This is a genomic window from Marinobacter sp. LV10R520-4 (assembly GCF_002563815.1).
In the GTDB taxonomy this organism is placed as follows: domain Bacteria; phylum Pseudomonadota; class Gammaproteobacteria; order Pseudomonadales; family Oleiphilaceae; genus Marinobacter.
The window spans coordinates 1287905-1313756 of sequence record NZ_PDJM01000001.1 but is presented as its reverse complement, the minus strand read 5'-3'; the positions used below and the strand labels follow the sequence as shown (position 1 = coordinate 1313756).

Annotated in this window: 25 protein-coding genes and 2 pseudogenes; 9 read left to right on the top strand and 18 right to left on the bottom strand. The window is 56.1% G+C overall.

Annotated features, from left to right (window positions below):
• Positions 1–26 precede the first annotated feature (26 nt).
• The 3 genes from ATG98_RS06195 to ATG98_RS06185 are packed head-to-tail and all read left to right on the top strand — an operon-like array spanning position 27 to position 3694.
• A complete protein-coding gene (locus ATG98_RS06195; protein WP_228706026.1) occupies positions 27–764 on the top strand; it encodes a thermostable hemolysin in 738 nt (245 codons plus the stop codon).
• Entirely contained in the window at positions 748–2925 is a 2178-nt protein-coding gene (locus ATG98_RS06190) for an AMP-binding protein (RefSeq protein WP_098422419.1), read from the top strand. The genes ATG98_RS06195 and ATG98_RS06190 overlap by 17 nt, the downstream gene beginning before the upstream one ends.
• The gene (locus tag ATG98_RS06185; protein ID WP_098422418.1) at positions 2912–3694 is read left to right on the top strand and encodes an SDR family oxidoreductase; all 783 of its coding nucleotides are present in this window, start codon (positions 2912–2914) and stop codon (positions 3692–3694) included. Before ATG98_RS06190 ends, ATG98_RS06185 begins: the two co-directional genes overlap by 14 nt.
• On the opposite strand, the gene ATG98_RS06180 is transcribed toward ATG98_RS06185, so the two are convergent.
• The 13 genes from ATG98_RS06180 to ATG98_RS06120 are packed head-to-tail and all read right to left on the bottom strand — an operon-like array spanning position 3689 to position 15377.
• Positions 3689–4597: a F0F1 ATP synthase subunit gamma gene (locus tag ATG98_RS06180; RefSeq protein ID WP_098420011.1), complete on the bottom strand. Its 909-nt coding sequence runs from the start codon at positions 4595–4597 to the stop codon at positions 3689–3691. The genes ATG98_RS06185 and ATG98_RS06180 overlap by 6 nt on opposite strands.
• Complete coding sequence (locus ATG98_RS06175; protein WP_098420010.1) at positions 4581–6239, bottom strand: F0F1 ATP synthase subunit alpha; 1659 nt, start codon at positions 6237–6239, stop codon at positions 4581–4583. Before ATG98_RS06175 ends, ATG98_RS06180 begins: the two co-directional genes overlap by 17 nt.
• A 6-nt stretch (positions 6240–6245) precedes the next feature.
• Entirely contained in the window at positions 6246–7016 is a 771-nt protein-coding gene (locus tag ATG98_RS06170; RefSeq protein WP_098422417.1) for a F0F1 ATP synthase subunit delta, read from the bottom strand.
• Between the two features lie 38 nt (positions 7017–7054).
• Positions 7055–7342 carry a F0F1 ATP synthase subunit C gene (locus tag ATG98_RS06165; protein ID WP_098420008.1) on the bottom strand — a complete coding sequence of 96 codons (288 nt, stop codon included), beginning with the start codon at positions 7340–7342 and terminating at the stop codon, positions 7055–7057.
• Positions 7339–8061, bottom strand: coding sequence for a F0F1 ATP synthase subunit A (locus ATG98_RS06160; RefSeq protein ID WP_098422416.1), 723 nt, complete (start codon positions 8059–8061; stop codon positions 7339–7341). Before ATG98_RS06160 ends, ATG98_RS06165 begins: the two co-directional genes overlap by 4 nt.
• Complete coding sequence (locus ATG98_RS06155) at positions 8061–8372, bottom strand: ATP synthase subunit I (RefSeq protein WP_098422415.1); 312 nt, start codon at positions 8370–8372, stop codon at positions 8061–8063. The genes ATG98_RS06160 and ATG98_RS06155 overlap by 1 nt, the downstream gene beginning before the upstream one ends.
• Entirely contained in the window at positions 8362–8700 is a 339-nt protein-coding gene (locus tag ATG98_RS06150; RefSeq protein WP_098422414.1) for an AtpZ/AtpI family protein, read from the bottom strand. Before ATG98_RS06150 ends, ATG98_RS06155 begins: the two co-directional genes overlap by 11 nt.
• Complete coding sequence (locus ATG98_RS06145; protein ID WP_098422413.1) at positions 8697–9107, bottom strand: ATPase; 411 nt, start codon at positions 9105–9107, stop codon at positions 8697–8699. Before ATG98_RS06145 ends, ATG98_RS06150 begins: the two co-directional genes overlap by 4 nt.
• On the bottom strand, positions 9104–10543 hold the full coding sequence (gene atpD, locus ATG98_RS06140) for a F0F1 ATP synthase subunit beta (protein WP_098422412.1): 1440 nt from the start codon (positions 10541–10543) through the stop codon (positions 9104–9106). Before atpD ends, ATG98_RS06145 begins: the two co-directional genes overlap by 4 nt.
• An 18-nt stretch (positions 10544–10561) precedes the next feature.
• The gene (arcC, locus tag ATG98_RS06135; protein WP_098419999.1) at positions 10562–11485 is read right to left on the bottom strand and encodes a carbamate kinase; all 924 of its coding nucleotides are present in this window, start codon (positions 11483–11485) and stop codon (positions 10562–10564) included.
• Positions 11486–11519: 34 nt separating this feature from the next.
• Positions 11520–12521: an ornithine carbamoyltransferase gene (locus ATG98_RS06130; RefSeq protein WP_098419997.1), complete on the bottom strand. Its 1002-nt coding sequence runs from the start codon at positions 12519–12521 to the stop codon at positions 11520–11522.
• Between the two features lie 39 nt (positions 12522–12560).
• Entirely contained in the window at positions 12561–13790 is a 1230-nt protein-coding gene (locus ATG98_RS06125) for an arginine deiminase (RefSeq protein WP_098422411.1), read from the bottom strand.
• A gap of 45 nt (positions 13791–13835) precedes the next feature.
• Positions 13836–15377: a YfcC family protein gene (locus ATG98_RS06120; RefSeq protein ID WP_098422410.1), complete on the bottom strand. Its 1542-nt coding sequence runs from the start codon at positions 15375–15377 to the stop codon at positions 13836–13838.
• Between the two features lie 227 nt (positions 15378–15604).
• On the opposite strand from ATG98_RS06120, the gene ATG98_RS06115 reads away from it, so the two are divergent.
• Entirely contained in the window at positions 15605–16273 is a 669-nt protein-coding gene (locus tag ATG98_RS06115; protein ID WP_098422409.1) for a DNA-3-methyladenine glycosylase I, read from the top strand.
• Positions 16274–16426: 153 nt separating this feature from the next.
• Positions 16427–16933, top strand: coding sequence for a lipid-binding SYLF domain-containing protein (locus tag ATG98_RS06110; RefSeq protein WP_228706254.1), 507 nt, complete (start codon positions 16427–16429; stop codon positions 16931–16933).
• A 53-nt stretch (positions 16934–16986) separates the two neighbouring features.
• Here the strand turns inward: ATG98_RS06110 and cobS are convergent, their stop codons facing one another.
• The gene (gene cobS, locus ATG98_RS06105; protein ID WP_098422407.1) at positions 16987–17772 is read right to left on the bottom strand and encodes an adenosylcobinamide-GDP ribazoletransferase; all 786 of its coding nucleotides are present in this window, start codon (positions 17770–17772) and stop codon (positions 16987–16989) included.
• 232 nt (positions 17773–18004) lie between these two features.
• On the opposite strand from cobS, the gene ATG98_RS06100 reads away from it, so the two are divergent.
• Positions 18005–19348, top strand: coding sequence for a methyl-accepting chemotaxis protein (locus ATG98_RS06100; RefSeq protein WP_098422406.1), 1344 nt, complete (start codon positions 18005–18007; stop codon positions 19346–19348).
• 490 nt (positions 19349–19838) lie between these two features.
• Here ATG98_RS06100 and ATG98_RS22240 read toward each other — a convergent pair.
• The 4 genes and pseudogenes from ATG98_RS22240 to ATG98_RS06075 form a co-directional block, all read right to left on the bottom strand.
• Positions 19839–20156 (bottom strand): annotated as a pseudogene (locus tag ATG98_RS22240) (hypothetical protein); the annotation flags it as partial.
• A 166-nt stretch (positions 20157–20322) separates the two neighbouring features.
• On the bottom strand, positions 20323–20637 hold the full coding sequence (locus ATG98_RS06085; protein WP_098419977.1) for a hypothetical protein: 315 nt from the start codon (positions 20635–20637) through the stop codon (positions 20323–20325).
• A 25-nt stretch (positions 20638–20662) separates the two neighbouring features.
• On the bottom strand, positions 20663–21031 hold the full coding sequence (locus ATG98_RS06080; protein WP_098419975.1) for a histone-like nucleoid-structuring protein, MvaT/MvaU family: 369 nt from the start codon (positions 21029–21031) through the stop codon (positions 20663–20665).
• A gap of 342 nt (positions 21032–21373) precedes the next feature.
• Positions 21374–22259, bottom strand: a pseudogene (locus ATG98_RS06075) (transposase).
• Between the two features lie 226 nt (positions 22260–22485).
• Between ATG98_RS06075 and ATG98_RS06070 the strand changes: the two are divergent.
• The 3 genes from ATG98_RS06070 (at position 22486) to ATG98_RS06060 (ending at position 25814) form a co-directional block, all read left to right on the top strand.
• Positions 22486–23358, top strand: coding sequence for an MBL fold metallo-hydrolase (locus ATG98_RS06070; RefSeq protein ID WP_098422405.1), 873 nt, complete (start codon positions 22486–22488; stop codon positions 23356–23358).
• Positions 23359–23365: 7 nt separating this feature from the next.
• A complete protein-coding gene (locus ATG98_RS06065) occupies positions 23366–25093 on the top strand; it encodes a SulP family inorganic anion transporter (RefSeq protein ID WP_098421753.1) in 1728 nt (575 codons plus the stop codon).
• Between the two features lie 61 nt (positions 25094–25154).
• Positions 25155–25814 (top strand): energy-coupling factor ABC transporter permease, encoded by a 660-nt coding sequence (locus ATG98_RS06060; RefSeq protein ID WP_098419972.1) that lies wholly within the window; start codon positions 25155–25157, stop codon positions 25812–25814.
• Positions 25815–25852: the final 38 nt, after the last annotated feature.

Here is a 25852-nt window from a genome sequence, read left to right as displayed (position 1 = left end):
TGCCCAGGAGCTGTCGGAGAATGCGAATGAGCGACCCACTTACAATGTCCATACACTGCCCACCGGATTCGCCGGAGCTGGTTCCGGCCCTTCGTTGCGCCGGGCGCTGGTTGAGCGAGATTACACCCGATACCGTACTGGCGGCTACGGTTGCAGAATTTATCCGGCGGCGGTTTTTGCAGGCCTATGGGGCCGAACCTTCGTTGCGGATACCGCTATTGCTGGCGTTGACCTCGGCTCAAGGCACGCTGCTGGCCGCAGTGGGTGTTCGGAGCGCGGCCCGGGAACGTTTATTTCTTGAAGACTACCTGTCTGTACCGGTCGAATCGGTTATGCCGTTGGCGGGTATTGCGCGCAGCAAAATTGCAGAGATTGCCCACCTGGCCGGTGTAGAAGCCGGTGTCAGCAGACACTTGTTTGCCTCATTGACAGTGTGGCTGCAGGGCGCGGGTTATGACTGGGTGGTGTGTACCGGCACCGATCAGCTGCGTAACAGTTTTCACCGAATGGGGATTGCCACCCAGGTGCTGGCCAATGCGAACCCGGCGAGTTTGCCCGATGGTGGCGCCGGTTGGGGCCGCTATTACGATCATCAACCCGTGGTGATGGCCATCAAAGTGGCCGATAGCCTCGCTGCTTTGCAGCAGGTGGGCATGTTACGGCGAATTCAGCCGGCGTTATCAGACATCGGTTCAGACGGTTCTTACAGCTCAGACGGTTCTGACAGCTTGCAGCAGGAGGATGCTTATGGCCGCCTTGCCTGAACTGCTCAAACGTCAGGTAATGGCGCACCCGTCACGTATTGCCTTGCGTGGGCCGGAGGCCGAGTTCAGCTATCAGCAGATGATGCAGGCGGCAGAAGTGGTGGCCGAACAGCTGAGCGCACGGGGTGTAAAGCGTGCCGGTGTGTGCGGCGACAACACCATTGCCTGGGTACTGGCCGATCTTGCCTGCCTGTTGGCCGGCGCGGTTTCCGTGCCTGTACCTGTGTTCTTCTCTGAATCCCAGACCGCTCACCTGATTGAACGGGCGGGCCTCGACGGCCTGCTGCACAGCGAAGAGGTGGGCGGCAGCGAGCCCCTGTGCCACGGCGTCTGGCTGCAACCGCTGCCGGTTGTTGCAGCGCCGCCGATACCTAAAGACACGGCGAAAATCACCTTCACTTCCGGCAGTACCGGCACCCCCAAAGGTGTGTGCCTGTCGGTGGCGCAGATGACCGCAACGACTTTGGCCCTGAAAGAATGGCTGGCGGGCGTCGAATTACAAACGCATTTATGCATTCTGCCGCTGGCAACTCTTTTGGAGAATATTGCCGGCATTTACCTGCCGTTGCTTATGGGGGCTACGGTCATGGTGGTGCCATTGGCGCAGTTGGGCATGACAGGCAGCAGCGGCTTGAACCTGGGCAAGCTGGTTGCGGGAATCAATCAACACCAACCCCAATCGCTGATTTCGGTGCCGGAGCTGGCGATGGCGCTGGTCAGTGCCGCCGAACAGGGGCAGTTGAACAGCCGCTCATTGCGCTTTATGGCCGTTGGCGGTGGCCGGGTATCTGCCGAGTTGCTGGCCCGTGGCCGCGCTGCTGGCCTGCCACTGTACGAAGGTTATGGCTTGTCAGAGTGCAGCTCTGTGGTGGCGTTGAACGTGCCGGCTGCCGAGTGCGAGGGCAGCGTGGGTAAACCCCTGTCTCATATCGATATCAAGGTGGATTCTGACGGCCACATTCTGGTTCGCGGCAATACCCATTTGGGCTATCTAGGTTATCTGGATGACGAGCCGGAGCAGGACGAGTGGCTGGATACCGGCGACCTGGGCGCGCTCAACCCAAGCGGTTTTCTGTCGGTTAATGGCCGCTCGAAGAATCTGCTGATTACCAGCTTTGGCCGCAATATCAGCCCGGAGTGGCTGGAAAGTGAGCTTGTTCAGGGCTTGGGCATTCGCCAGGCCGTGGTGTTCGGCGACGGTGAGCCGCAGCCAATGGCACTGATAACGGTGACAGACGGGCGCTCGCCAGACCACCTTGCCGGCACATTGCGGCAACTCAATCAACGCCTTCCGGATTATGCCCGCCTGGCCACGGTGTATATCCGCCGCCAGCCCCTGAGCCAGTCCGAAGGTCACATCACCGCAAATGGCCGCCCGGTGCGGTTAACCATTCAGGCCCATCTGCCGACCCTGTTGGCAAAAGCCTTTCCTTTATCTATGTCGACATCGTTAGCCAACCAAGCAGGAGAATTCCACATGGCATTTTTTGACAGATTGCAGCAGGAAACCGCACAGGCAAGGGCCCACGTTAGCGGCGCGCCGGTTGTGAAAGCGATTGGCGAAGGCTGTTTCAGCCTGGAGTCCTATACCTGGTTTCTGACCCAGGCCTTTCACCACGTTAAGCACACGGTGCCGTTAATGATGGCTTGTGGCGCAAAACTGCCCTCGCGGATGGAGTTCGTTCGCAAGGCTCTGGTTGAATACATTGACGAGGAGTACGGCCACGATGAGTGGATACTGAATGATCTGGACGCCTGCAACGCCGACAAGGAAGCGATTCGCACGGGCAAGCCGGATGTGTCTATAGAGCTTATGGTGGCGTACCTGTACGACCAGATTAACCGGGGCAACCCGGCGGCGTTCTTTGGTATGGTTCAAGTGCTTGAGGGCACCTCCGTAGAGCTGGCCACGCCGCTGGCCGAGCAAATTCAGAAAATCCTTGGGCTTCCGAATCAGGCGTTCAGTTATCTGTACTCCCACGGCGCTCTCGACCAGGACCACTTCGAGTTTTTCCGAAATCTGATGGACGGCATTACCGACCCTACCGATCAGCAGGCCATTATTGATTCTGCACGCGTGGTATACCGTCTCTACGGCGATATGTTGCACAGCATTCCGCTGCCGGCCACGCGCAAGGAGAAACAGCATGAAGCTGCATGATCGGGTTTTTCTGCTGTTGGGAGGAACCGGGGGTATTGGCAAGGCGCTGGTGGAGCCGCTGGTTCGGGCAGGCAGCCGTGTCATCGTAGCCTCCCGCCACCCGGAACGTATTGGCCATCTGGAAGGTGTGTCGCCGGTGTGTCTGGACCTGGCGGCCGTCGATCTGGACCAACAGTTGGCGCGCCTGACGGAGGCCTACCCGGAGATCGACGGAGTGATCCATTGCGCCGGCCAGAATCGCTTTGCCGGACTGGCGAGGATGTCGGTTGACGAGCTCGATGCCCAGCTTAACGTGAACCTGCGCTCGGCCATGCTGGTGGCCAGGCATTTTGCCCCCAGGTTCGAAAAGGCCGGCAGCGGCGCGCTGGTGTTTGTGGGGTCGACTTTTGGCAGCATAGGCTTTCCCGGTTATACCGCCTATTGCGCCACCAAGTTTGGCCTGCGGGGGTTTACCGAAGCTTTGCGCCGTGAGCTGGCGGATACCGCTGTGCAGGTGGTGTACGTAGCGCCCAGGGCCACCGCCACCGACATGAATGCGGAAGCCGTAAACGAGCTGAATCGTGCCCTTGGTAACCGCGTTGACACGCCCCAGGCGGTGGCAACGGCCATTCTGAAAGCGATGGAAAATGGCGATCGCCGCCGGTTCCTTGGCTGGCCCGAGAAATTGTTTGTGGTGATTAACGGGATACTGCCGCGCATTGTCGATAAAGCGATGCTTAAGCAGCTGCCGGTGATTCGACGTTTTCTTAATGCAAAGGTTGCGTCATGAGGTAATGGGTGGCTGGCTTCGTTTTTTCGGCTTTTTTTTCAGTGCCTCAAAGCCAATAATCACATCCATCAGTTCGTTGGTAATTTCGGTCTGCCGCACAGAGCGCAAATCTCCCGTTACAACTTCAATGCGTTCATCCACCGACTGCTCGGCCTGTTGCATCAGCGCCAGGCGCGCAGCGTTTTCAGTCACCATGGCTTCGGCCGAGGCGCGAAATACGCTGGCAAAGATGTGGCTGCGAATCAGCGACGACAGCAGCGCGTTGGCAGCCATGGTGTAATCCGGCAGCGCCCGGGAGTTCCAGCGCTTGGTGCTGTGTAACAGCGCCGGTTCCAGTGGCAGCAGGCGCCGGGTGACCGGTCCGCGGGTGCCGTGTTCACCGCGCTGGGTGAACGCCAGGGTCACGCCGACGCCTAACAGGGACTGGCCACGGCTGAGAGCGTCAATGCGGGTGACAATGTCGCCGGCCAAGCGGCCAATGCCATCGGCGGAGGCGGGCGGTAGTAACGTGGCTTCCGGTTTCAAGTCCTGATCGGTGAGGGCATCCTGCATTTGTGCGCCAATGCACAGTAGGCGCTGCTTGCCGGCGCTTTGGGCGTTCTGGTGCTGCTTCACCAGCTGCGCCAGGCTTTCGTTGTAGTTGCCGCACAGGCCGTGGTCGGTGCCAAACACCACGATCAGCTGTTCGGCGCTGGCGTCCTGTTGCAGGCTAAGCCCACCGGTACGGTAGGCAAACGCCGCAAAGCCCTGCAAAATAGTCTGGTGGTAGGCCTCTATGGAGCGGGCTGCGCGCTCGTAGGGCGAGGCGTTGATGGCAGACAGAGTTTTCATGGTGTGCACAATGCCACGAATGCTGGTCAGCGTGTCGCTGTGGCGCTCCAGTGCTTCAAGAGATTGGGCCATTCCTTGCCTCCAAATCAGCCTGAAAATCAGTCTCCGAATCAGTTTCCAAGGCCGAGCGAACCATAGTGATCACCCGCTCGCTGTCTTCTGGCCGTAACTCTTTGTCGTCTGCTATGCGCTGTTCAATCTCATGTAACTGCTTCTTGGCCAGCGCGCGGATGTGCTGCATGGCATCTACCAGTGGCTGCTCTTCCAGGCCGTCAAGTAAGCCTTCCATAGCCGCAATCAGTACCGCAAGTTGCTCAACCGCCGGCATCGGGTCGCGCTCGGCCTGGCGCAGAGAGTTGCGTACCGCTGCACCGCGTTTCAGGCGGGCGCGGGTCGCGTCATCCAGCCGCGTGCCAAAGCGGGCAAAGTCTTCCAGTTCTTCAAATTGCGACAGGGTAACCCGCAGGTTGCCGGCGACCTTGCGCAGGGCCCGGCTCTGAGCCTTGCTGCCCACACGGGACACCGACAGCCCCTGATGCACCGCCGGAAACTGGTTTTTCTGCACCAGCTGCGGCGACAGATAAATCTGGCCATCGGTGATGGAAATCAGGTTGGTGGGAATATACGCAGACAGGTTCTCGGCCTGGGTTTCTACCACTGGGAGAGCGGTAATAGAGCCACCGCCCACCTCTTCGGTAAACTGGCCCGCCCGTTCCAGCAGGCGGGCGTGAACGTAGAAGATGTCACCCGGGAACGCCTCACGCCCCGGTGGCCGGCGCAGCAATAACGACAATTCGCGATAGGAGCGGGCGTGGTGGGTCAGATCATCAAATATAATCAATACATCGCGGCCCTGATCGCAAAAATACTCCGCCATGGTCATAGCGGCGTAGGGGGCGATGTAGGCCAGGCCCGGTGTTTCCTCATCGCCTGTCGATATCACAATGCTGCGGGCCATCATGTCGCCTTTTTTAAGCGCGCCGATAACCCGTGACACAGCGTCGCCGCGCTGACCGATGGCGCAGTAGATACAAATCACGTCGGACCGTATCTGGTTGAGCATGGTGTCCACAGCGATGGAGGTCTTGCCGGTTTGGCGATCACCGATGATCAGTTCGCGCTGGCCCAGGCCCACCGGCACGGCGGCGTCTATGGCTTTGATGCCGGTGGCCAGCGGCTTGAAGATGGCCGAGCGGCTTAATACACCCGGTGCTTCGGCCTCCACCGGGTGCTCGGCGACCGCCGCGATGGCCCCAAGGCCGTCGCGGGGAAGGCCGACGGCATCCACAACACGGCCCAACAGGGCGGGGCCAACGGGCACGCTGATCACCTTACAGGTGCGCCGCACGTCTTCGCCAAGGCGGATGTGTTCCGATGGCCCCAGCAGAATAACGCCCAGCCGGCCGGGCTCAAGGTCCAGCACTATACCGCGCACACCTGACGCAAATATCAGCAACTCATCCGCCAGGGCGCGAGCCAGGCCGGTCACTATGGCTACGCCATCGCCCACCTCAATAACGCGACCCACCTCGGTCAGCACCGGTGCGGGTGTTGGTGTGGCCAGCAGGTCTTGCTGCCAGCGCTGGAACTGCTGTTCGAAATCCTGATTCTGGTCCTGATCCTGGCTCTGAGCCTTAGGCTGCGCGCTGGCAGGGTTTTGCGCTTGGCTGGTGTTGACGTTGTTGATGTCGCTGCTGCTGTCTCTATCGCTCATAGGGAATCATTCAGCCTCAGCTTTTGCCCGGCCTGAAGCGCCGGTGGCCAGACGCTCGTTTAGCAGGGCACGAAATTCGTCGGTATAACTGTCAACCGTCCACGCCACTTGGGCACCGCCTATTCGCAGAATCAGTCCGGGAGCCTGATCCGTATCGGTTTCAAAGCTCAGTGCCATGGCTGGCAGCCGTTTTTCGAGATCGGTTTTTAGCTGTGATTGTGCGGTTTCCGGCAAAGGCTCTCGGGTGGTTGCTGTGGCCTGAGTACTTCCCGCTGCGGCCTTCTTCAATTCGTTCACCAACGGTTCCAGCCGCTTGCCCACATGGCGCACTATGGCCTGTTCCAGGGTTTCATCGGCCAGGTCACGAAGGGCCTTGCGGGTGAGTTCCAACAGGGTCTCCTGTCCGGCCCGCTGTAGCCTGGCGGTGAATCTTTCGCGCTCCCGTTCCAGGTGCTTGCGCCAGTCTTGTTGTTCCTGCTCCAACCGGGCGCGGGCTTCGGCCAGCAAGCCGTCGCGCTGGTCTTCAGTATCGCGCAGCGCTTTCTGAATCATGGCGTCTTGGTCAGACTGCAGCTGTTTTTTCTGCTGCTGGAAGTCGACTTGTGCGGCTTGGGCTTTTTGCTGAGCTTCACCGGCGGCGGCCATGCTTTTGGTAATTTCAGCTTCGCGCGCGTCAATACCGTCCAGAATGGGGCGGTACAGGAAGCGTTTCAGCAGCCACACCAGCACCAGAAAGTTGGCGAGCTGTGCCAAAACGGTAATCCAGTCAATGGACATAATGGTTGACCTGTTGGGTGAATCAGCCAAATGGCAGGCTAGCTGGCGGTTGCCGCCACGGCCTGTAAAGCAGCGTCCCAAAACGGGTTGGCGAAGATAAGAATCATCGCCACCACAAAACAGTAAATGGCGGTGGATTCAATCATCGCCAGGCTGACGAACAGGGTACGGGACAGAGTAGGCGCAGCGTCTGGCTGCTGGGCAATGGCGGCAATAGCGGCCGCGGCCGCACGCCCTTCAGCCAGGGACGGCCCTATGCAGCCAATCGCTATGGTGAAACCGGCGGTAAAAATAGAGATTGCCGCGATAATGGCAAGATCGGTCATGATTGTTCCTCGTTGTGGGACGGCGGCTGTGTTTTTTTGGGTGATATTGTGTGCTCTTTTTCCGCGGTAGCAGAGGAAATATAGACGGTGGCCAGAATGGCGAAGATGTAGGCCTGGATCATGCCGGTGAGAAGGCCCAGCATGTCCATCAGCACTGGGAAGAAAAATGGTGCGACGGTCAGTAGAATGGCGGCAATAACGGCCCCGCTCATCACGTTTCCGTAAAGGCGGATAGCCAGCGAGATACCACGGGAAAATTCGCTGATGATGTTGAATGGCAGCATGATGACAGAGGGTTCAATAAAGGTTCGCAGGTAGCTTTTTACGCCGCCGCTGGCAATGCTGAACACCGGAACAGCGACCAGCACCGACAGCGCCAGGGCCATGGTGGTCGACAACGACGAGGTGGGCGGTGAAAAGCCGGGAATCACCAGCATCAGATTCGACAACGCAATAAACAGAAACAGAGTGCCAGCGAAGTACATCACGTGGCGGGCTGAATTCTGGGTGATTTCCTCAATCTGGCCCTGAATCAGTTTTACGATCACTTCCAGCGCAGTACGCAGGCGGTCGGGGGGTACGTCGGCGCGCAGGTTGCGAGTAACGAACCAGGAAATGCCCACCAGCAGCGCCATCACGACCCAGGTATTCACGATGGTCGCGTTCAGGCCCCAGCCACCGAGGGTGAGCACAATGATGTTGTCCGGTGAAAATTGCATTACGTGCCCCCCTGTTCCGGCAAAGTTATGGTTTCCCGGTTTCTGACCCAGAGCACTACGACCATACGCACTAACAGAAATGCCAGGGCGAAACCGGCCATGGGCCAGGCTGTGGCACTGCTGGTGGCAAGCCAGAAACCGACGCCCAGCAGCATGGCGATGCGCACGGTTGCGCTGAGCAATAACAGGGCTTCGGGCTGGCGCGAACGCAGAGCGCGTTTCATACCCCAGACCAGCCCGACAAAAAACAGGCTGCTGACGGCCACACCTACGGCCAATCCCAACAATACAGCTGACCAGTCAACCGTCATGTTTGTCTCCTTCGTTGGCGTCTGTGTGGTTATCATCGCCGCCGGCTTTTGGGGTTTCTTTGTCAATCCAGTTCCAGGCGATCATGGCGCCCACCACAATACCCCCCAGAATCAGGGCGATGGGCCAGGAAAAATTCTGCGGCGCTACCTTGTTCAGCCATAACCCCAGAAACGCCCCCGCAACGGCAGGTACCGCTACCGACCAGCCAATCATGCCAAAGGCGCCGATGCCTCTTAATGGGCTGGCCCCAGGCTGTTTGCGGGCGCGCTGCAGCCGTTCAGTGCTGCGGCGGATGTCGTCGGCAGAACGGTCTTTGCGGCTGCTCATAGCGCGGGCTTCCGTAAGTCGCCAAAGCGTCGAACAATGTTGGCTTCGAGGCGTGATAGCGCTGACCGGGCTACCCGCTCTTCTTCATCTACCTCCACAAAGGCCGTTTGTATGGTGTCGTTCAGGGTGTCCAGACTGTCGCCCTGAACACCCCGGCGAATGGCGATGTCTATCTGATGGCCGGTTTTCACCAGCAGGCCCTCGTCGATGCCAAAAAACAGCTCTTCACCGGTTTCGTCCGTTAGAATCAGCACCGACGGCACCAGCGTGGTGACAAAGTCGGTATGGTTGGGCAGCATGCCAAAGGCACCGTTGACGGCGGTGGCAAACAGCCGCTGTGCGCGGCCTTCGAACAGAGTGCGGGTAGGTAGCCTTAGCGTAACCGTCATCACGTTTGCCAGGCTCATGACGATGACGCCAAATCTTTCAGCGAGCCAATCATGTAATAGTCGCTTTCGTTATCGTTGAATTCAGTCTGGTTGAGTATCGTTTCGCAGTCGTTCAGCGTGTCTTTGATGGGCACTCGCCTGCCGTTGGCGCCGTCGACCGAACCAATAGTGAAAAACGGCTGGGTCAGATAGCGCTCCAAACGTCGCGCCCGCGCCACGACGGCGCGATCGGCGGCCGACAGTTCTTCCATACCCAGCATGGAAATAATGTCTCGCAAGTCCTCATAATCGGCCAGGGTACGCCGCACCGCGCGGGCGATGTCGTAGTGGCGCTGGCCGACAACCGCCGGCGTCAGCATCACAGAAGCCGAGGCAAGAGGGTCGACGGCCGGGTACAATCCCTCGCTGGCGCGCTTGCGCGACAGCACCACCGAAGCGGACAGGTGCGAAAAAATACGTGCAGCGGCCGGGTCAGTGAAGTCATCCGCCGGCACGTATACCGCCTGAATAGAGGTGATGGAACCGTTGCGGGTGGAGGTGATGCGCTCCTCCAAGGTGGCCAGTTCGGTGGCCAGTGTGGGTTGGTAGCCCACCCGTGACGGCATACGGCCCATCAAACCGGACACTTCCGAGCCTGCCTGAACAAAGCGGAAAATGTTGTCGATCAGCAGCAAAACGTCCTGCTTCTTATCGTCACGGAAATATTCGGCCATGGTGAGCGCTGTTTTGCCCACCAGAAAGCGCACACCGGGAGCCTCATTCATCTGCCCGAACACCATCACGGTTTTGTCGCGCACGCCGGCGTCGCCCATTTCCCGGTAGAGTTCTTCGGCTTCACGGGAGCGTTCGCCAATGCCGCAAAACAGGCTGACGCCCTCGTATTCCTGCACGGTGTTGTTAATCAGCTCGGTGATCAGCACAGTTTTGCCCACACCGGCGCCGCCAAACAACCCGGTTTTACCGCCGCGCTCGATAGGCGACAGCAGATCAATGGCCTTGATGCCGGTTGCCAGAATATCGCTGTGCACCACGCGGTCTTCCAGCGCCGGTGGCGGCTGGTGAATAGAACGGCGAATGTCGGTGGCAGGAGCAGGTCTGTTATCAATGGGCTCGCCGAAGACGTTCAGCATGCGGCCCAAAACAGCGTCTCCGACCGGGACCAGGATGGGTGCTCCGGTAGCACGCACAGAAACACCCAGGCCCAGCCCGCGCACCGGGGCCAGCGCCATACAGCGCACGGCGCCGCTTTCCAGTAAGGACGTGACCTCCAGCGCCAGATTGCCGGCGTAAAGCAAATCGTGAATACGCGGAGAGTCTTGCGGAAAAAGAACGTCAACAACGCCACCGCGAATGCCGACTACCTCTCCGTCAAGTTCGCCATTTGCGAGATGATCAGTAACAGACTTAGGCTCCGGGCTACCCTGACCTGAGCCCGGAACAGCTTGATTCAACATGGCGAAGCGCCTGAAACGTTAAGGGTTGTGAGTGGATGATCCTGTGATGAGTGTGCCCGCGCGCGCTTCAAGAATGGCAAGCGCATCTTCTAACCGGCCAATGCCACTGATGCCTCCGGTATCCGCAAAGTCGCAGGCCGCCGTTACTTTCGGCCCCATGGACCCGGCGGGAACGTCCAGTGTTCTTGCCTGGGCCGGTGTAACGGTGCGAACCGGAGCGGCAGTGGGTTTACCAAAGTCACGATAAACAGCATCCACGTCGGTCAGCAATAGCAGCGCGTCGGCGCCCAACTCCCTCGCCAGCAAAGCACTGGCGGCATCTTTGTCGATAACCGCTTCTACACCGGTCATGCTGCCGTCGTTACGGCGCAGCACTGGAATGCCGCCACCCCCGGTACAGATTATGACCACCTCCTGATCCAGCAATAGTTTCAGTACGCGCATATCCGGAATTTCTTTGGGTGCAGGGGAGGGCACTACCCTGCGCCATTTGTCGCCATCGGCTGCGATATGCCAGCCGGCGGCCGCGGCGCGGGATTCCGCTTCTGCCTTATCGTACACCGGGCCAATAAATTTGGTCGGATTGGCAAAAGCGGGATCGTTCGGATCTACAACAACCTGGGTAAGCAGGGTTGCCACCGGGCGATCATGACCCAGAGCATTTTCCAGCTCCTGCTCAATCATGTAGCCGATCATACCACCGGTCTCGGCCCCCAGAACATCCAGCGGATAAGCTTCTTCCGGCTTATAGGCGGCGCCCTGCAAAGCCAACAAACCCACTTGGGGGCCGTTACCGTGGGTAATTACCAGCTGGTGCCCGGCGCGCACCAGTTCGGCCAGCGATAAGGCTGCTGTTCGAACATTGGTGCGCTGGGCTTCGGCGGTCAGTGGTTCGCCGCGTTTCAAAAGGGCGTTACCGCCCAGAGCTGCAACAATCAGCATAATGTGTGTCCTTTATCAGCATTCCGCGCCGGAATCAGGCCCCGAGAGTGGCTACCAAGACCGCTTTAATGGTGTGCATGCGGTTTTCTGCCTGGTCGAAAACAATCGATGCAGGGCTTTCAAACACCTCGTCGGTGACCTCCATGGCACTGATTCCGAACTCTGCCTGAATTTCCTTACCCACGATGGTGTCGGTATTGTGGAACGCCGGCAGGCAATGCATGAAGCGGGCACGGGGGTTGCCGGTTTTTTCCATCACCGCCGCGTTCACCTGATAGGGCATTAACAGTTTTATGCGCTCACCCCACTTTTCTTTTGGCTCGCCCATAGACACCCAAACGTCGGTGTAAACAAAGTCGACCCCGGTCACGGCTGTATCTACATCTTCGGTAAGGGTAATGCGGGCGCCGGTTTCCTTTGCAATCGCCTGGGCTTCGTCCTGAATGGATTGCTGCGGCCAGCAGATTTTGGGTGCACACAAGCGCACATCCATGCCCATTTTGGCACCACCAATCAGCAGGCTGTCGCCCATGTTGTTGGCGGCGTCGCCCAGAAACGCATAGGCCACCTGGTGCAGCGGCTTCTCAACATGCTCCTGCATGGTCAAAAAGTCCGCAAGAATCTGCGTCGGGTGGAACTCGTCGGTCAGACCGTTATAAACCGGTACACCGGCAAACTCTGCCAACTCCTCGACAATCTTCTGACCAAAACCGCGGTATTCGATGGCATCGTAAACCCGGCCCAATACCCGAGCCGTGTCTTTTACCGACTCCTTGTGCCCGATGTGGGTGCCAGAGGGCCCTAAATAGGTCACTCTGGCGCCCTGATCGTAAGCGGCCACTTCGAACCCAACTCGTGTGCGGGTGGAGTTCTTTTCAAATATAAGCGCGATTTCCTTGCCGATAAGCTGCGGTACCTCGGTGCCGGCGTATTTTGCCGCTTTCAGATCGGTCGACAGCTTAAGCAGAAAGCTGATCTCCTGCGGGGAGAAATCCCGCAGGGTCAGGAAGTGGCGATTCTTCAGATTAAAAGCCATATTCTTTGTCCTCTTGGGTGCAGGTGCGGTCAGGTTCGATTAGATAGCGTCACGAATCGTGGGGCAGCTCATGCAGCGTCCGCCGCCCCGGCCACGGCCCAGTTCAGCACCTGGAATGGCCAGCACTTCAATACCCGCCGCTTTAAGGGCTGCGTTGGTGTCGTCGTTCCGGTCGTAGCCAATCACCACGCCCGGGCTTATGGCCAGTACGTTGTTGCCATCGTTCCACTGCTCACGCTCGCGCTCGGCGGGGTCGTCGCCACCGGTGGGCACCACTTCCAGGGATTTGTAGCCCAGAACCTCTGCCACCACATCAAACAGCGGCCGTGAATCCTGGCGGAAAGACAGGTGTGTTTTGCCCTCACCGGCGCGCAAGTCATAGCAGATCACTTCGTCCGCTACTTCCTTGAACGCTGTAACCACATTGCCGCCGCAGAAGGTAAATATGGTGTCCAGATGCATGGCTGTGCGGGATTTTGGGATCTGGCAGGCAATCACCCGCTCCGCGGTGCCTTTTTCAAACAAAGCGTTGGCTAATTGTCCTACGGCTTGAGGTGATGAGCGCTCGCCCATGCCCACCAGTACGGTGCCATTGCCCACGGGCATGATGTCGCCGCCTTCGAGCGTTGCCAGGCCATGGTTCTTGGTAGGGTCGCCCCAAAGCACGTCTGCTTTGCCGGCAAACTTCGGATGGAAACGATAAATGCCGGCCATCAGCAGGGTTTCGGGTTTCCGCGCGGCCCAGTACATGGGGTTGAGAACAACACCGCCGTAAATCCAGGCGCTGTTATCGCGGGTGAACAAATAGTTGGGCAGCGGTGGTAGCACGAAGCCGTAATGCCCCAGGTGGTTGCCAAAAAGACCGGTTGGGTTAAAGGGCAAATCGGCCACTTCCAGTCCGCCAATCAGGTATTCGGAGAGTTTTGCGCCTGGCAGTTCGTCCATCCAGGCACGAAGGTCCGAAATCATTCCGACGCCGATATCGTTCCAGGTGATTCGATGATCGAGAATCCATTTGCGGGCTTCGGGTATGTCTAAGGTTTCTGCCAATAACTCGTTGACGTCTAAAACCTCAATACCCCGTGACCGCATAAGCTCGGAAAATACGTCATGATCTTTCTGAGCCTGTTTCACCCAGAACACGTCGTCAAATAGCAGATCGTCACAGTTAGACGGTGTGAGCCTGCGGTGGGCAAGGCCAGGGCGGCAGACAATAACCTGCCGCAGTGTTCCGGCTTCAGAATGCACGCCAAGTGTTAGTTCAGACATGGTTAATCTCCAATGTGTATGGCTTCGTCATTACTTCGAAAGATGTCAAAGCAATGCCGCAGCACTGATGACCACCGAAATGAAAATTGTAAGAATCAGCAACAAGGGCCAGATAAACACGAGCCAGCGGTCGTAAGACACCCGCGCAATGGCCAGGCCGCCAACGACAACGGCGAAGGTGGGGTTGATCAGGTTGACCAGACCGTTGGCGGATTGGAAAGCGGTCACAACCAGGTCGCGCCCGACATTGGCGAAGTCCGCCAGCGGTGCAAGAATCGGCATAGACAACACGGCCAGGCCTGAAGACGATGGCACAAAGAAACTCATGCCCACTTCAATCCAGAACATCAGGTTGATAAACGCAAGCTCGGGCAGCCCGCCCAACGAGTTTTCGGCGCTGTGCAGAATGGTGTCGGCAATCATGCCCTGGTCCATAATGACCACGATGCCGCGGGCCAGCCCGACCACCAGCGCAACACCCAGAAGGTCACGGGCGCCATCGACAAAGCTGCCGGTCAGTTTTTTCTCGCCAAGGCGGGCAACAATACCGATCACAATGGCCGAACCAAAAAACAGCGCGCCCATGCGGGCCATCCACCAACCCTGCGAAGACACACCCCAAATCATAAACACAAAGGTTGCAGCGAAAATCAGCAGGGCGACGATCTGGGTCTTGTTGAGTGTGGAATCATCAACTCCCTCACTTTGCTTGCTGAGGAAGAGCCGGCGGTGAGCGTCCCATTGTTTGGCCACAACAGAGCGGGATGGATCCGCTTTGACGCGTATTGCGTACCGCATGACATAAGCGGTACAGATAAGCAGCCCGCCAATCAACAGAATAAAACGCACGACAATGCCATCGGTAAATGGAATGCCGGCTGCATTGGCGGCGATGACTGTGGCAAACGGGTTGATGGTGGAACCCAGCACGCCGATACCGGACCCCACCAGAATAATGGCGACCCCGGTGACAGCGTCGTATCCGGCGGCCATCATCACCGGGATCAGAATGGCATAGAACGCCAGGGTCTCTTCGGCCATGCCGTAGGTTGTGCCGCCGATGGCAAACAGGGTCATTAGTATCGGAATCATCCAGATTTCATGGCCCTTAAGGTGGCGCATGGCGCTGCGTATGCCGGTATCAATGGCGCCGGTGGCATTCATTACACCCAGAAAGCCACCCAGGAAAATGACGAACAGGGCAACATCTATAGCGTTGGCCACATAGCTGTCCGGATCATAAAACCCGGCTGTGGGCGCGAGCATTATGTCCACGAAACCCTGAGGGTTGGCCTCAACAACCTTGTAGGTGCCAGGCACAGCTACCTCGCGGCCGACCTCTTCGTTCATCACCCGGTCGTATTGGCCAGCAGGTATAATCCAGGTCAACGCAGCAACAAATATAATTAGCAGAAACAAAATGGTGTAGGCGGTAGGAAACCGCGTTGCCAGATCGTGTTCCGGATTGTCTGAAGAGTTATTTGGAGAATTATTTGGAGAGAGGTCTGGAGAGCCAGTTGGCGAGCTATTTACAGGATCTGACGAATCGTCAGAAGGGGTTTTCGGGGGGTTGTTTTTATTGTTCACAGCATTTCTCCTTTATCCACACCGACAGCTATAAATAGAGCCAATGAAAGATCCCGATCCTGGCTGCGAACGTTTTAGCCTTGCCCAGCCAGGTGGGGCCACGATTTCCGGATCGTTAACCTTCAAGGTAGTTGAGAAATGGAAAATCGGAATTGAGTCGGGTCACTATTGTGCGAATGCATTATTAATTTCCAGCAACCCATCCACACCCTAAAAGACAAGATGCCATGCGCTTTGCAGAAATTCATGAGCGCGCGATTGCGCGCAAAGGCGGCGTTGAAGAGTTAAACGCCTGGTTACCCACGCCGCCGCCGGCCAGCGCGCTGGAACAGCGCAGTGACGACCGTTATTTGGCAGAAATCACCTGTTGTGTGTTCAAGGCGGGTTTTGTATGGCGGGTGATCGACAAAAAATGGCCGGATTTTGAAGCCGCCTTTCACGGCTTCGTACCAGCCTACTGGCAGCAGGTGCCGCCGGACGTTCTAGAGGCACTGGCCATGGACGAACGCATCGTGCGCAACCTGCAAAAAATCCGCACGGTGCCGGAAAACGCCCGCATGATTATGGACACAGTCCACGAGCACGGCAGTTTTGGTGCTTTTCTGCGCCAGTGGCCGTCGTCTGACCAGGCCGGATTGCTGCTGTGGTTAAAGCGCCAGGGTTCGCGCCTGGGTGGTAACAGCGCCCAGTATTTTCTGCGCCGGGTGGGCTGGGACGGCTTTATTATGTCCAACGATGTTATTCAGGTGCTGCGCCAGGCCAAGCTTTTAGATGCATCAACAAGCAGTAAAAAAGGCCTGTATCAGGTGCAGGAGGCGTTCAATGCCTGGCATGAAGAAACCGGCCTACCTTACAGTCAATTGTCGCGAATAGCCTCTTATTCAATCGATAGTTAAAGCGAGTCAATCGATGGTTAAGGCAATGTGTCCCAGCTTTAACGGTAAGTTTTCAGCCAACAGATCTATAGTTTGGTGAACACTCAGGAGGACTGTGTCATGAATCGTTTAGGTAAAACCTTTTTTGGATTTGTATTCGCGCTAACGTCCGCCATGGCAATGACCGTTGCGAATCCGGCGCTGGCGGCAAGCGCTGAAGATCTTGACCGCAATGCAATGCAGTCGTTGGATACGCTATATAAAGTTCATCCGGTGGCTGAAACTTTATCGAAAAGTGCCAAAGGTATTTTGGTGTTCCCCAATATCGTAAAAGCCGGCCTGGTCTTTGGCGGCAGCTATGGCGAAGGCGTGTTATTGAAAGGCTCGGCCGTGACTGATTACTACAATTCCATCACCGGTTCCTGGGGTTTGCAGGCCGGAGCACAGACCTACGCTTACGCCGTGTTTCTGATGACAGATTCCGCCGTGGCCTACCTTGAGAAAACCAACGGCTGGGAAATTGGTGTTGGTCCGACTGTCGTTCTGGTTGACGAAGGCGTGGCTAGAAACCTGTCGACCTCGTCCCTGAAAGACGATGCTTATGCGTTTATTTACAGCCAGCAGGGCCTGATGGCGGGGCTGAGTATTGAAGGTACTAAAATATCCCGCATTGACCGTTAAAAGACAGAGTGGCGTTACCGCAAACAACTGCAGTAACGCCAAACTACTGGTGGTTAAATCAGCAGCAGTACCAACAGCTCACAAAACACCACGCTGGCCCCCAGTGCATCCCCGGTATAGCCGCCTAGCTGGCGCTTCAGATACCAGCCCCACAGCAGAGCAACCCCAATCACTGCCACCGGTGCCAGCAGCCATAAGCCTGGCAGCCAGGCGCTGAACACCAATGCCACCAGCAGGGTAAACCCACTGCTGTACCCGAGCCGCCGGCGGGAAAAGCCTTCGGCCACCGGTTTGCTTTTGCTTTTGTCGGGATCGGTCACGTAATTCAGGAATGACATCAACAAAAGTGGCGTTTGCCGACTGATAGCCGGTGCCAGAAGCAGCGCCAGCATGATGTGATGGCTTTCCACCAGCAGGGCGGCCTTAAGCGCTAACGCCAGCACCAGTGCTACTGTGCCATAGGTGCCAATGCGGCTGTCTTTCATGATTTCCAGACGCTTTGCAACGGTATAGCCGCCGCCAAACGCGTCCACGCTATCGGCCAGCCCGTCTTCGTGAAAAGCGCCGGTAATGAAAAGATGAAAACACAGCACCAGCAGAATGCTGACCAGCGGACTGCAGAGCAGCCCCAACAGCGCAAACAACCCGGCGTATAAAGCGCCCAGCAACAAACCAACCAGTGGAAAGTACACGCTGCACTGGTTCATCAGTTTTTGGGAATAATCAATCGATACCAGCATGGGTATGCGGGTTAAAAATCCGACGGCCAGCCAGAATGCCTGCCACTCGCGGGCAGCGGCGGTCTTAGTCTGTTGGGGTGTATGATCTGGACCTGTCAAAGCGAACTCCGTATGGGTGTCAGCCTGGGATAGTACCGGATTGACTGCGCCGAATGTGGCGTCATGCCGCGGTGGCCTTAAACCTTTGTTAAAAGGCGTAATATTGAGCGTTGTAGATTCAAGAAATATTTGTACCTGTCGATAACAGAGACACAAATTTAAAGCCAGAATAGCGCTCAAAAAACGTTATTCTGCAAAGATTCTTTGAAAAGCTGACAAAAGGAGTACACCTATGTTTCTTACACAAAACCAGGCTCGAAAGGCACTTCAAGCAGTGATTGATGACGGAGCCCCGGATACCTACCCACAATGGCTGGCGCCGCTGGTTGAGTATATGGGCGCGACGGAGCGTAATGAACTTGGCATCGCCAATAGCATGGTCTCTGTGGCACAACACGTATCCACTCTGGGCCAGGGCGCGCTGGAATTTGATCATCGCATCAACGGTTTAGTAGAAAAAATCCAGACACTGTCGGCGGCCATTGAAGAAATGTCTGCCAGCGCGGTGGAAGTGGGCAGTCTGGGGCAGGATGTTCTGCAGCAGGCCTCCAGTGTGAACAACTACACAAAGGAGTCTACAGAGGCATTGGACGACATGGAGGCCAAGCTGGCCGAGGTCGATACGGTGCTGACCCGAGCTAATGAAGAAATGAAAGCACTGGCCGCGCAAACCAAACGAATTGAGTCGCTGACCAACGTCGTTAATGAAATTTCTGACCAGACCAACCTGTTGGCGTTGAACGCGGCCATCGAAGCGGCCCGGGCCGGCGATGTGGGCCGCGGTTTTGCCGTGGTTGCCGATGAAGTGCGCCAGTTGGCGTCGCGCAGCTCTGGTGCCGCCAGTGAAATCAATGGCATTGTGAGCGACATTATTTCTGGTTCCGAAAGTGTTCAGGCGCGCCTGGCAAATTCGGTTGAAGCTGTACAGCTGTCCGGGCAGAGCCGCGAGCGGGTGGCTGAAGTTATTCGTAGGGCCCGAGAGTCGTCGGTTCAGAACGTTGACCTAGCTTCTTCCATCGCTTCAGCGGCGGAAGAGCAAAGCCAGGTTTCCGGGGATATGGCGTGCCAGGTCAGTGCTAACTCGGAGGACTCTGCGGCGCTGGGCCGTATTTTTCAGGAGCTGGTGAGCACTATTGCGCCGCTGCGCCATAATAATGATGCCGGGTTCGAGTATTTGCAGGCAAATTCACCGCAGATGGCGCTGGCGACTGCCAAGCATGACCACGTGGTGTGGGTAGACAAAATTATCCGCTTTGCGATATTCAACGAACCGGCGATTTCGGCCTCAGAAATACGTGATCACACCCAGTGCCGTCTTGGCGAGTTCCTGATCAGTCAGAAAGCCGCGGGTGCGCGCGGTTTGAAAGGTGCTGACACCCTGATTAATCAGGTTCATCCGCAGGTACACAAAGTGGGCCGGGAACTTTACGAAGCGGCGCAGTCGTTCTATAGCGGTAAGTTGAATAGCGACCGTTACGACGAGACGTCTACCCGTTTGGTGGGGAGCCTGAATCACAGTTCCGAAGAAGTGGTGGCCTTGCTTGACGATATGATCGCGCAGTTGGGTCGCAATTAGTAAAGCACTCGGGAGCTGGCGGTGGTTAAGAAATGTCAGGACCTGTATCTAAGGCATAATCATCAGACTCATTAATGAGATAAAAGCGAGGCAACCTGGTGACATTATTTAACAATCGATGGACAAAAACCACGCGTTGGGCGTGATGGTTTCGGCCGGTATGGCTCAGGCTGAAACGCTTGAAGATCGAATCTCGGAAGGAGAGTCGATTCGCCTAGGTTTTGCTGCAGGCCCACCCTGAGCGTACGCCGGTCGTACCGATGCCGTGCCCATTAACGTGCTGGACGCCAAGCACGTCGCAGACCTGAATGAAAGTTTCGATATCTCTGACCCAGAGGTGTTTGTAGGGCGTGCAAAACAGGTTGTCGGTGTCGGTTTCCGCCCTGAAGACAGCGCCTTCCGCGCCGAATTCAACAAAGCCCTTAAGGACTACATGGTCTCTGATGAAATGATGGCAACCGTAACGCCTGACGAATATATCAAGGCGTTTTTACCCGGCGCCATGACAATGGAAGACGCCTGTAAGTCTAACTGGAGTCGGGTTAGAGCTGGGAGAGAGTTGGGTAAGAAGCCTGGTAGTGCGTTCGTTCTGGGGGTTGTCCAGCAGTCTTTCTGGCGACCCCTGCTCTTCAATCTTGCCATCAAAGAACAGGCAGATCCGGTCTGAGATTTCCCGGGCGAAGCCAATCTGGTGCGTTACCATCAGCATGGTCAGGTTGTGCTGATCGAACAGGCCGCGTATTACGCTGGTAACTTCGCTGATGACTTCGGGGTCCAGTGCAGAGGTCACTTCGTCAAACAGCATCATTAGTACAGGCCACAGAGTAGCCTGCACTGAAATCGCCATTTATGGCTAAAGTTACCAACTTTATTTCTTTGGGATCTGGTATGTCGGCTCATCTGTAAGGCCTACAAGCGGGCTTTGTTACCACCTTTATTATGTCCCCACAGTTAGTTATTAAAAAATAGGGTTTTTACTTTTTCTGGTATCGCGTGGGGTCTGCGTCAACAGTTACCAGATAATCGCCATCTAACTCAAATTTAGTTTGGTCATTTCTTAAATCAACTAATTTTTCGTCACTAACTAAAAACGTTACGTTCGTTTTAGTAATAATTCGGTCATGCAACATATTCACCTTGTCGCTTGAATCTTTTGTAACAGTTAACGTCATTTGTTCATAACCATTATCTTTTACTTCAATCCATGTACCTAAAAATGGCTCTATATTGCTGCTTCCGCAAGCGGTCAAAAGTAAAGTAGCGGTTAAAGCAAAAATAAATTTGGTCATTGTATTTCTCTTTAGTTATTAATAGTTATTCAGTTACTAGCCAGTCTGAAACGTCTAAATCTGGATTTTCAGAACGCCATTTTTTCAGAACCGTATGATTCCCCCCGGCAGTGGTAACAGTTTCACCCGTTTCGGGGTTTTTGTAAGTTTTTGGCTCTCTCGGTTTCCGGGCTTTTTTGGTAAAGGCATCATTTGCCGAGTCTTCAGCCTGGTACGGGTTAAGCAGCTCCGCAGTTTCCTTTTTTGTTTTATCATAAATTTCTAAAAGAGTTTCAAGTTCGTTGAAAAACTTCAGATCATTCTGGAAGCTCTCGTTGTTCTCAATAGCAGCTAGATCACTTTCCATTTTCTGCATTTGTTCTTTAATTTTCATGTATTCGCGTAGCGTTGCCATACAGTTCCCCACTTGATTTTGGTTAATTTATGATTTACTTATTTCATAAGATTGCATTGTGGCAGATAAATTGAATTGCCACAATGCAACGGAGTTGTGGGATCATAATAAAGTCGGTAACAAGATAATAAAGTTGGTAACTATGGAAAAAAATAGTATGAGCTTTGAAAACAGTACAGATACTAACCCAAACGATCTGGCCGTCTATCGCTTCGCCATTGCAATTGAATCTTCCAGTAACTATCTTTTTGCTTTCGTGATACTTTGCGATATTTAAGGCGAATGAAAAAAGGAAAGGCAGACAATCGGTGATTTGCAACCCAGTTGTCCATATAGCTGCACTTAAGCAGCCTGTTTATTGCGCTCAATTTCCTGCAATTTTCCAGGGTTGAGCGACACGGCTCCGGCGACTTCCCAGTTTCGAATGTCACCAGCCCAACGCCTGGGATTCAGACTCTTTGCTCGTTCATAAACCGCTTCACGCACCGCTATCAGTGATCTAAAGCCTTTGGCGGGCCACTTCGGGCAGTACTTCAGCGTCTTGAACAACGACTCTGAGTACGGGTTATCGTTGCTCACCCTGGGCCGGCTGTGCGACATCAACATCCCCAGTTCTGCCAGCCGCGCATTCAATTGCCGGTGTTTTTTGAGTACCCGGTAGAACGAGGACTCCGACGCCAAGTAAAGCCCTTTGTCGGCCAGTCGAGGCACGATTTGGGACGGTGGCAAGCTCTGATACTCCCGTTCATTGCAGGTGTCCAGGATGGCCGCTTCTTCAGCGTGAGTGAGTTGGTGTGGCTGCACAACGCGCTCCGCTTGCGGACGTTGATCTTCCGCCACAGCTCCATCAAATCGGCCGCTTTGTACCGGGCTGCGCCACTGGCGACAGCTTCGTCATAGTCCTTTAAAAGCCTTGTACGTTCGGTCAGCGGTGTCAGTTGTCCTCGCTGTCCGGGTCCTCGCCGTACAAGGCTTCGAGCTTTTTTGACAGTACCAACAAAGAAGCCGTTTCGATCACGACGGCCAACTTGGCATCAGGAGACCAATCGTCTCCAGCATTACGATAACCCGGCACAGGCACCCCTTGTTGTCGACACTGTTTTAACCAACTATACAGAGTCACATCCGATATGCCTTCCTCTGCGGCCACCGACACGGCACTGCGGTTCTGCGGAGGTAACAACTTCTTCAACACGGCCGCTTTACTTTCCTCGGAATAACGTGGCATGACTGCTCTCATACCGCCCAATCTGATATGAATTTAGGCGAAATCGCCAATTGGACAACTAGGCTGGCTAAGGGGGTTTTCATCAGCCCCAAAATCAGTGCAGCAACATTCTTCTGTCAGCTCGGCTGCTTAGAAGAAAACAGCACTTCATTATATATTCCATCTTAGTATATGCTTAGAGCCTATTCACAGGTTCGATGTTTGCGAATTCGAAAGGAGTTTAGTGATGACCACGACCAATCCAACCGTTCAGCATTTTTTTGACGAGCCCACCAATACTTTCAGCTATGTGGTGCAAGACCCTGCGTCCAATGCCTGCGCCATCATTGATTCGGTGCTGGATTTTGATTACGCCGCGGGCAGCACCAGCACGGCCAGTGCAGACGCTATTATTGCCTATGTGCGCGAGCACAATTTGCAGGTGGCGTGGATTCTGGAAACCCACGTGCACGCAGACCACTTGTCGGCGGCACCTTATCTGCACGCGCAGTTGGGCGGGCAAACCGGCATTGGCGCACATATTTGCGAGGTGCAGGAGATTTTCGGCAAGGCGTTTAACGCCGGATCGGAATTCGCCCGCGACGGCAGTCAGTTCGACAGGCTGTTTAAAGACAACGACAGCTTCGCTATTGGTGAGTTGCAGGCTCAGGTTATGCATACGCCCGGCCATACGCCCGCCTGCCTGACCTATGTTATTGGCAATGCGGCGTTTGTGGGAGATACGCTGTTCATGCCGGACTACGGCACCGCTCGCTGCGATTTTCCCGGTGGCGATGCCCGTGTATTGTATCGCTCAATCCGCCGGGTTCTGGCCTTGCCAGACACCACCCGTCTGTTCCTGTGCCATGATTACAAAGCGCCCGGCCGAGAGAGCTACGCCCATGAAACCTCCGTTGTGGAGCAGCGCGAGCACAACATTCACGTGCATAACGGAATCGGCGAAGAGGATTTCGCAACCATGCGCAACGAACGTGACGCCACCCTGGATATGCCACGGCTGATTCTGCCGTCGGTGCAGATCAACATGCGCGCCGGCGAATTGCCGCCAGCGGAAGAAAACGGTCAGGCCTATTTGAAAATCCCTCTAAACCTGTTCTGAGTTGCTGATGAACCTATCCCGTTACCTGCCCGTATTACAATGGAGCAAACAGTACAATCGCCAGCAGGCAGGTAGCGATCTGGTGGCCGCGCTGATTGTGACGGTAATGCTGATACCGCAGTCATTGGCTTACGCTTTGTTGGCAGGTTTGCCCGCTCATATCGGCTTATACGCCAGCATATTGCCGCTGGTGATATACGCGCTTTTCGGCACCAGCCGCACCCTGTCGGTGGGGCCGGTCGCCGTGGCGTCGCTGATGACCGCGGCGGCGCTTGCGCCTTTGGCTCAGGCCGGTAGCGCAGAGTACATAATGGGCGCCGTTGTGCTGGCGCTGATGTCGGGGTTGATGCTGGTTTTGATGGGCGTGTTGCGCCTGGGTTTTCTGGCCAACTTTCTTAGCCACCCGGTGATTTCGGGTTTTATCACGGCTTCCGGCATTGTGATCGCGGCGAGCCAGCTCAAGCACGTATTCGGCATAACCGGGTCAGGTCATAATCTGTTCGACATAGGCCGCTCGCTCTGGGCATCGGCGAGTGATATCAATCCGGTCACGTTGGCGGTGGGTGTGAGTACTCTGGTGTTTTTGGTGTTGGCCCGCACTCGCCTTAAACCTGGCTTACTGGCGTTGGGAGTGGCGCCGCGGCTGGCCGATGTAGCCACAAAAACGGCGCCCATTCTGGCGGTCGTGTTGACCACCCTGGCGGCCTGGTTCTGGCAGTTGCAGCTCCAGGGAGTAAAGCTGGTGGGGCATGTTCCTTCCGGGCTGCCACAGTTAACCTGGCCACAGGCCGACTGGGCGCTTTGGCAGCAGTTAGCGGTCAGCGCTTTGCTGATCAGCGTGGTCGGGTTTGTGGAATCGGTGTCAGTGGGCCAGACACTGGCGGCCAAACGTCGCCAACGGATTGACCCCGACCAGGAACTGATCGGCCTGGGCGCCGCCAATCTGGGTTCTGGCATCTCTGGTGGCATGCCGGTAACCGGCGGGTTTTCCCGTTCGGTGGTGAATTTTGACGCCGGTGCCGAAACGCCGGCAGCCGGCATTTATACGGCGGTGGGTATTGCGGTGGCCACCCTGTTCCTGACCCCGGCTATTGCCTGGTTGCCCCAGGCCACGCTGGCAGCGACGATTATAGTGGCGGTGGCTACACTGATTGATATTCCGGCACTGCGGCGCACTTTCCGCTATTCGCGAACGGATTTCGGTGCCATGCTGGCTACCATTGTGCTGACTCTGGGGCACAGCGTAGAAGCCGGCATTATTGCGGGGGTGGCCTTGTCTCTGGGGCTGTTTCTGTATCGTACCAGTCGGCCCCACTGTGCCGTGGTTGGGCGTGTGCCAGGCAGCGAGCATTTTCGGAATGTGCTGCGCCATAAAGTAGACGTATGCCCGACGGTGACATTTTTACGGGTGGACGAGAGCCTGTATTTTGCCAACGCCCGATTCCTGGAAGAAACGGTGCTAGACATTGTGAACCGCGAACCACAGCTGACGGATTTGGTGCTGGTGTGTCCGGCAGTGAATCTGGTGGACGCGTCGGCGCTTGAAAGCCTGGAGGCGATTAATGAGCGCCTGAGAGATGCCGGCGTGCGGCTGCACATGTCAGATGTGAAAGGGCCGGTGATGGACCGGCTCAAACGCACGGAGTTTTGTCAGCACTTGAGCGGGGGCGTCTTTTTGAGCGCCCATGAGGGCTGGAAAGCGCTGGTAACTGGCGCCAAAAACGATGATTCATAGCCGATAAAGATCAGCACGGCGGGTATCCGGTCGCTGCTGACGACGCAGACGGGCCAGACATATGGGTATGACCGAAAACCTGCTTTCCACCACCCAATGGGTGATTACGGCCTTACTGTTCGCCGTTATTCTGCTGGCGGCTGTGCGCAGTGTTGACTGGCATAAACTACGGCAAGACACCTCGTTGCAACACACCTTTTTTGGCGCTGCCGTGGCGCTTGGGTTTTTGTGGCAGTTGCGCGCAGGTATTTCACCGGGGCTGTCCATTCACGTCTTTGGCGTCACCCTTGTTACGCTGATGTTGGGCTGGGGGCTGGCCGTATTGGCCGGCTTGCTGGCACTGGCGATTACGGTGATTACCGGCCGTGAACCGCTGATCATGTTTGCGGCCAATGGCCTGATAACCGTGATGGTGCCTGCGCTGGTCAGTTACGCCATCATGCTGTGGGAGCGCCACCGCGACTTTAACAATTTCTTTGCCTATATTTTTGTCTGCGGATTTTTTGGTTCGGCCATTGCGGTGGCGGTGGCCGGCGTGGTGATGTGTCTGATGTTATGGACCAGCGGCGTGTACACCTTTGCCGAGCTGGTGTACGAATACCTTAGCTATCTTCCCCTGTTCATGATTCCGGAGGGCTTTGCCAATGGTGCGTTTGTGACCGGGATGATGGTGTTTCACCCAGACCGCCTGACCACTCTGGACCAGCGCCGTTACCGTTGAGCCGCGGCTTTTTTGCCAGAGATCAATGCAAGGGTGGT

What these genes read in the sequence shown, in the direction of transcription:
- ATG98_RS06195 (WP_228706026.1), top strand. Translation starts at nt 27, where the DNA reads ATGAGCGACCCACTTACAATGTCCATACACTGCCCACCGGATTCGCCG.
- ATG98_RS06190 (WP_098422419.1), top strand. Translation starts at nt 748, where the DNA reads ATGGCCGCCTTGCCTGAACTGCTCAAACGTCAGGTAATGGCGCACCCG.
- ATG98_RS06185 (WP_098422418.1), top strand. Translation starts at nt 2,912, where the DNA reads ATGAAGCTGCATGATCGGGTTTTTCTGCTGTTGGGAGGAACCGGGGGT.
- ATG98_RS06180 (WP_098420011.1), bottom strand. Translation starts at nt 4,597, where the DNA reads ATGGCCCAATCTCTTGAAGCACTGGAGCGCCACAGCGACACGCTGACC.
- ATG98_RS06175 (WP_098420010.1), bottom strand. Translation starts at nt 6,239, where the DNA reads ATGAGCGATAGAGACAGCAGCAGCGACATCAACAACGTCAACACCAGC.
- ATG98_RS06170 (WP_098422417.1), bottom strand. Translation starts at nt 7,016, where the DNA reads ATGTCCATTGACTGGATTACCGTTTTGGCACAGCTCGCCAACTTTCTG.
- ATG98_RS06165 (WP_098420008.1), bottom strand. Translation starts at nt 7,342, where the DNA reads ATGACCGATCTTGCCATTATCGCGGCAATCTCTATTTTTACCGCCGGT.
- ATG98_RS06160 (WP_098422416.1), bottom strand. Translation starts at nt 8,061, where the DNA reads ATGCAATTTTCACCGGACAACATCATTGTGCTCACCCTCGGTGGCTGG.
- ATG98_RS06155 (WP_098422415.1), bottom strand. Translation starts at nt 8,372, where the DNA reads ATGACGGTTGACTGGTCAGCTGTATTGTTGGGATTGGCCGTAGGTGTG.
- ATG98_RS06150 (WP_098422414.1), bottom strand. Translation starts at nt 8,700, where the DNA reads ATGAGCAGCCGCAAAGACCGTTCTGCCGACGACATCCGCCGCAGCACT.
- ATG98_RS06145 (WP_098422413.1), bottom strand. Translation starts at nt 9,107, where the DNA reads ATGAGCCTGGCAAACGTGATGACGGTTACGCTAAGGCTACCTACCCGC.
- atpD (WP_098422412.1), bottom strand. Translation starts at nt 10,543, where the DNA reads ATGTTGAATCAAGCTGTTCCGGGCTCAGGTCAGGGTAGCCCGGAGCCT.
- arcC (WP_098419999.1), bottom strand. Translation starts at nt 11,485, where the DNA reads ATGCTGATTGTTGCAGCTCTGGGCGGTAACGCCCTTTTGAAACGCGGC.
- ATG98_RS06130 (WP_098419997.1), bottom strand. Translation starts at nt 12,521, where the DNA reads ATGGCTTTTAATCTGAAGAATCGCCACTTCCTGACCCTGCGGGATTTC.
- ATG98_RS06125 (WP_098422411.1), bottom strand. Translation starts at nt 13,790, where the DNA reads ATGTCTGAACTAACACTTGGCGTGCATTCTGAAGCCGGAACACTGCGG.
- ATG98_RS06115 (WP_098422409.1), top strand. Translation starts at nt 15,605, where the DNA reads ATGCGCTTTGCAGAAATTCATGAGCGCGCGATTGCGCGCAAAGGCGGC.
- ATG98_RS06110 (WP_228706254.1), top strand. Translation starts at nt 16,427, where the DNA reads ATGGCAATGACCGTTGCGAATCCGGCGCTGGCGGCAAGCGCTGAAGAT.
- ATG98_RS06100 (WP_098422406.1), top strand. Translation starts at nt 18,005, where the DNA reads ATGTTTCTTACACAAAACCAGGCTCGAAAGGCACTTCAAGCAGTGATT.
- ATG98_RS06085 (WP_098419977.1), bottom strand. Translation starts at nt 20,637, where the DNA reads ATGACCAAATTTATTTTTGCTTTAACCGCTACTTTACTTTTGACCGCT.
- ATG98_RS06080 (WP_098419975.1), bottom strand. Translation starts at nt 21,031, where the DNA reads ATGGCAACGCTACGCGAATACATGAAAATTAAAGAACAAATGCAGAAA.
- ATG98_RS06070 (WP_098422405.1), top strand. Translation starts at nt 22,486, where the DNA reads ATGACCACGACCAATCCAACCGTTCAGCATTTTTTTGACGAGCCCACC.
- ATG98_RS06065 (WP_098421753.1), top strand. Translation starts at nt 23,366, where the DNA reads ATGAACCTATCCCGTTACCTGCCCGTATTACAATGGAGCAAACAGTAC.
- ATG98_RS06060 (WP_098419972.1), top strand. Translation starts at nt 25,155, where the DNA reads ATGGGTATGACCGAAAACCTGCTTTCCACCACCCAATGGGTGATTACG.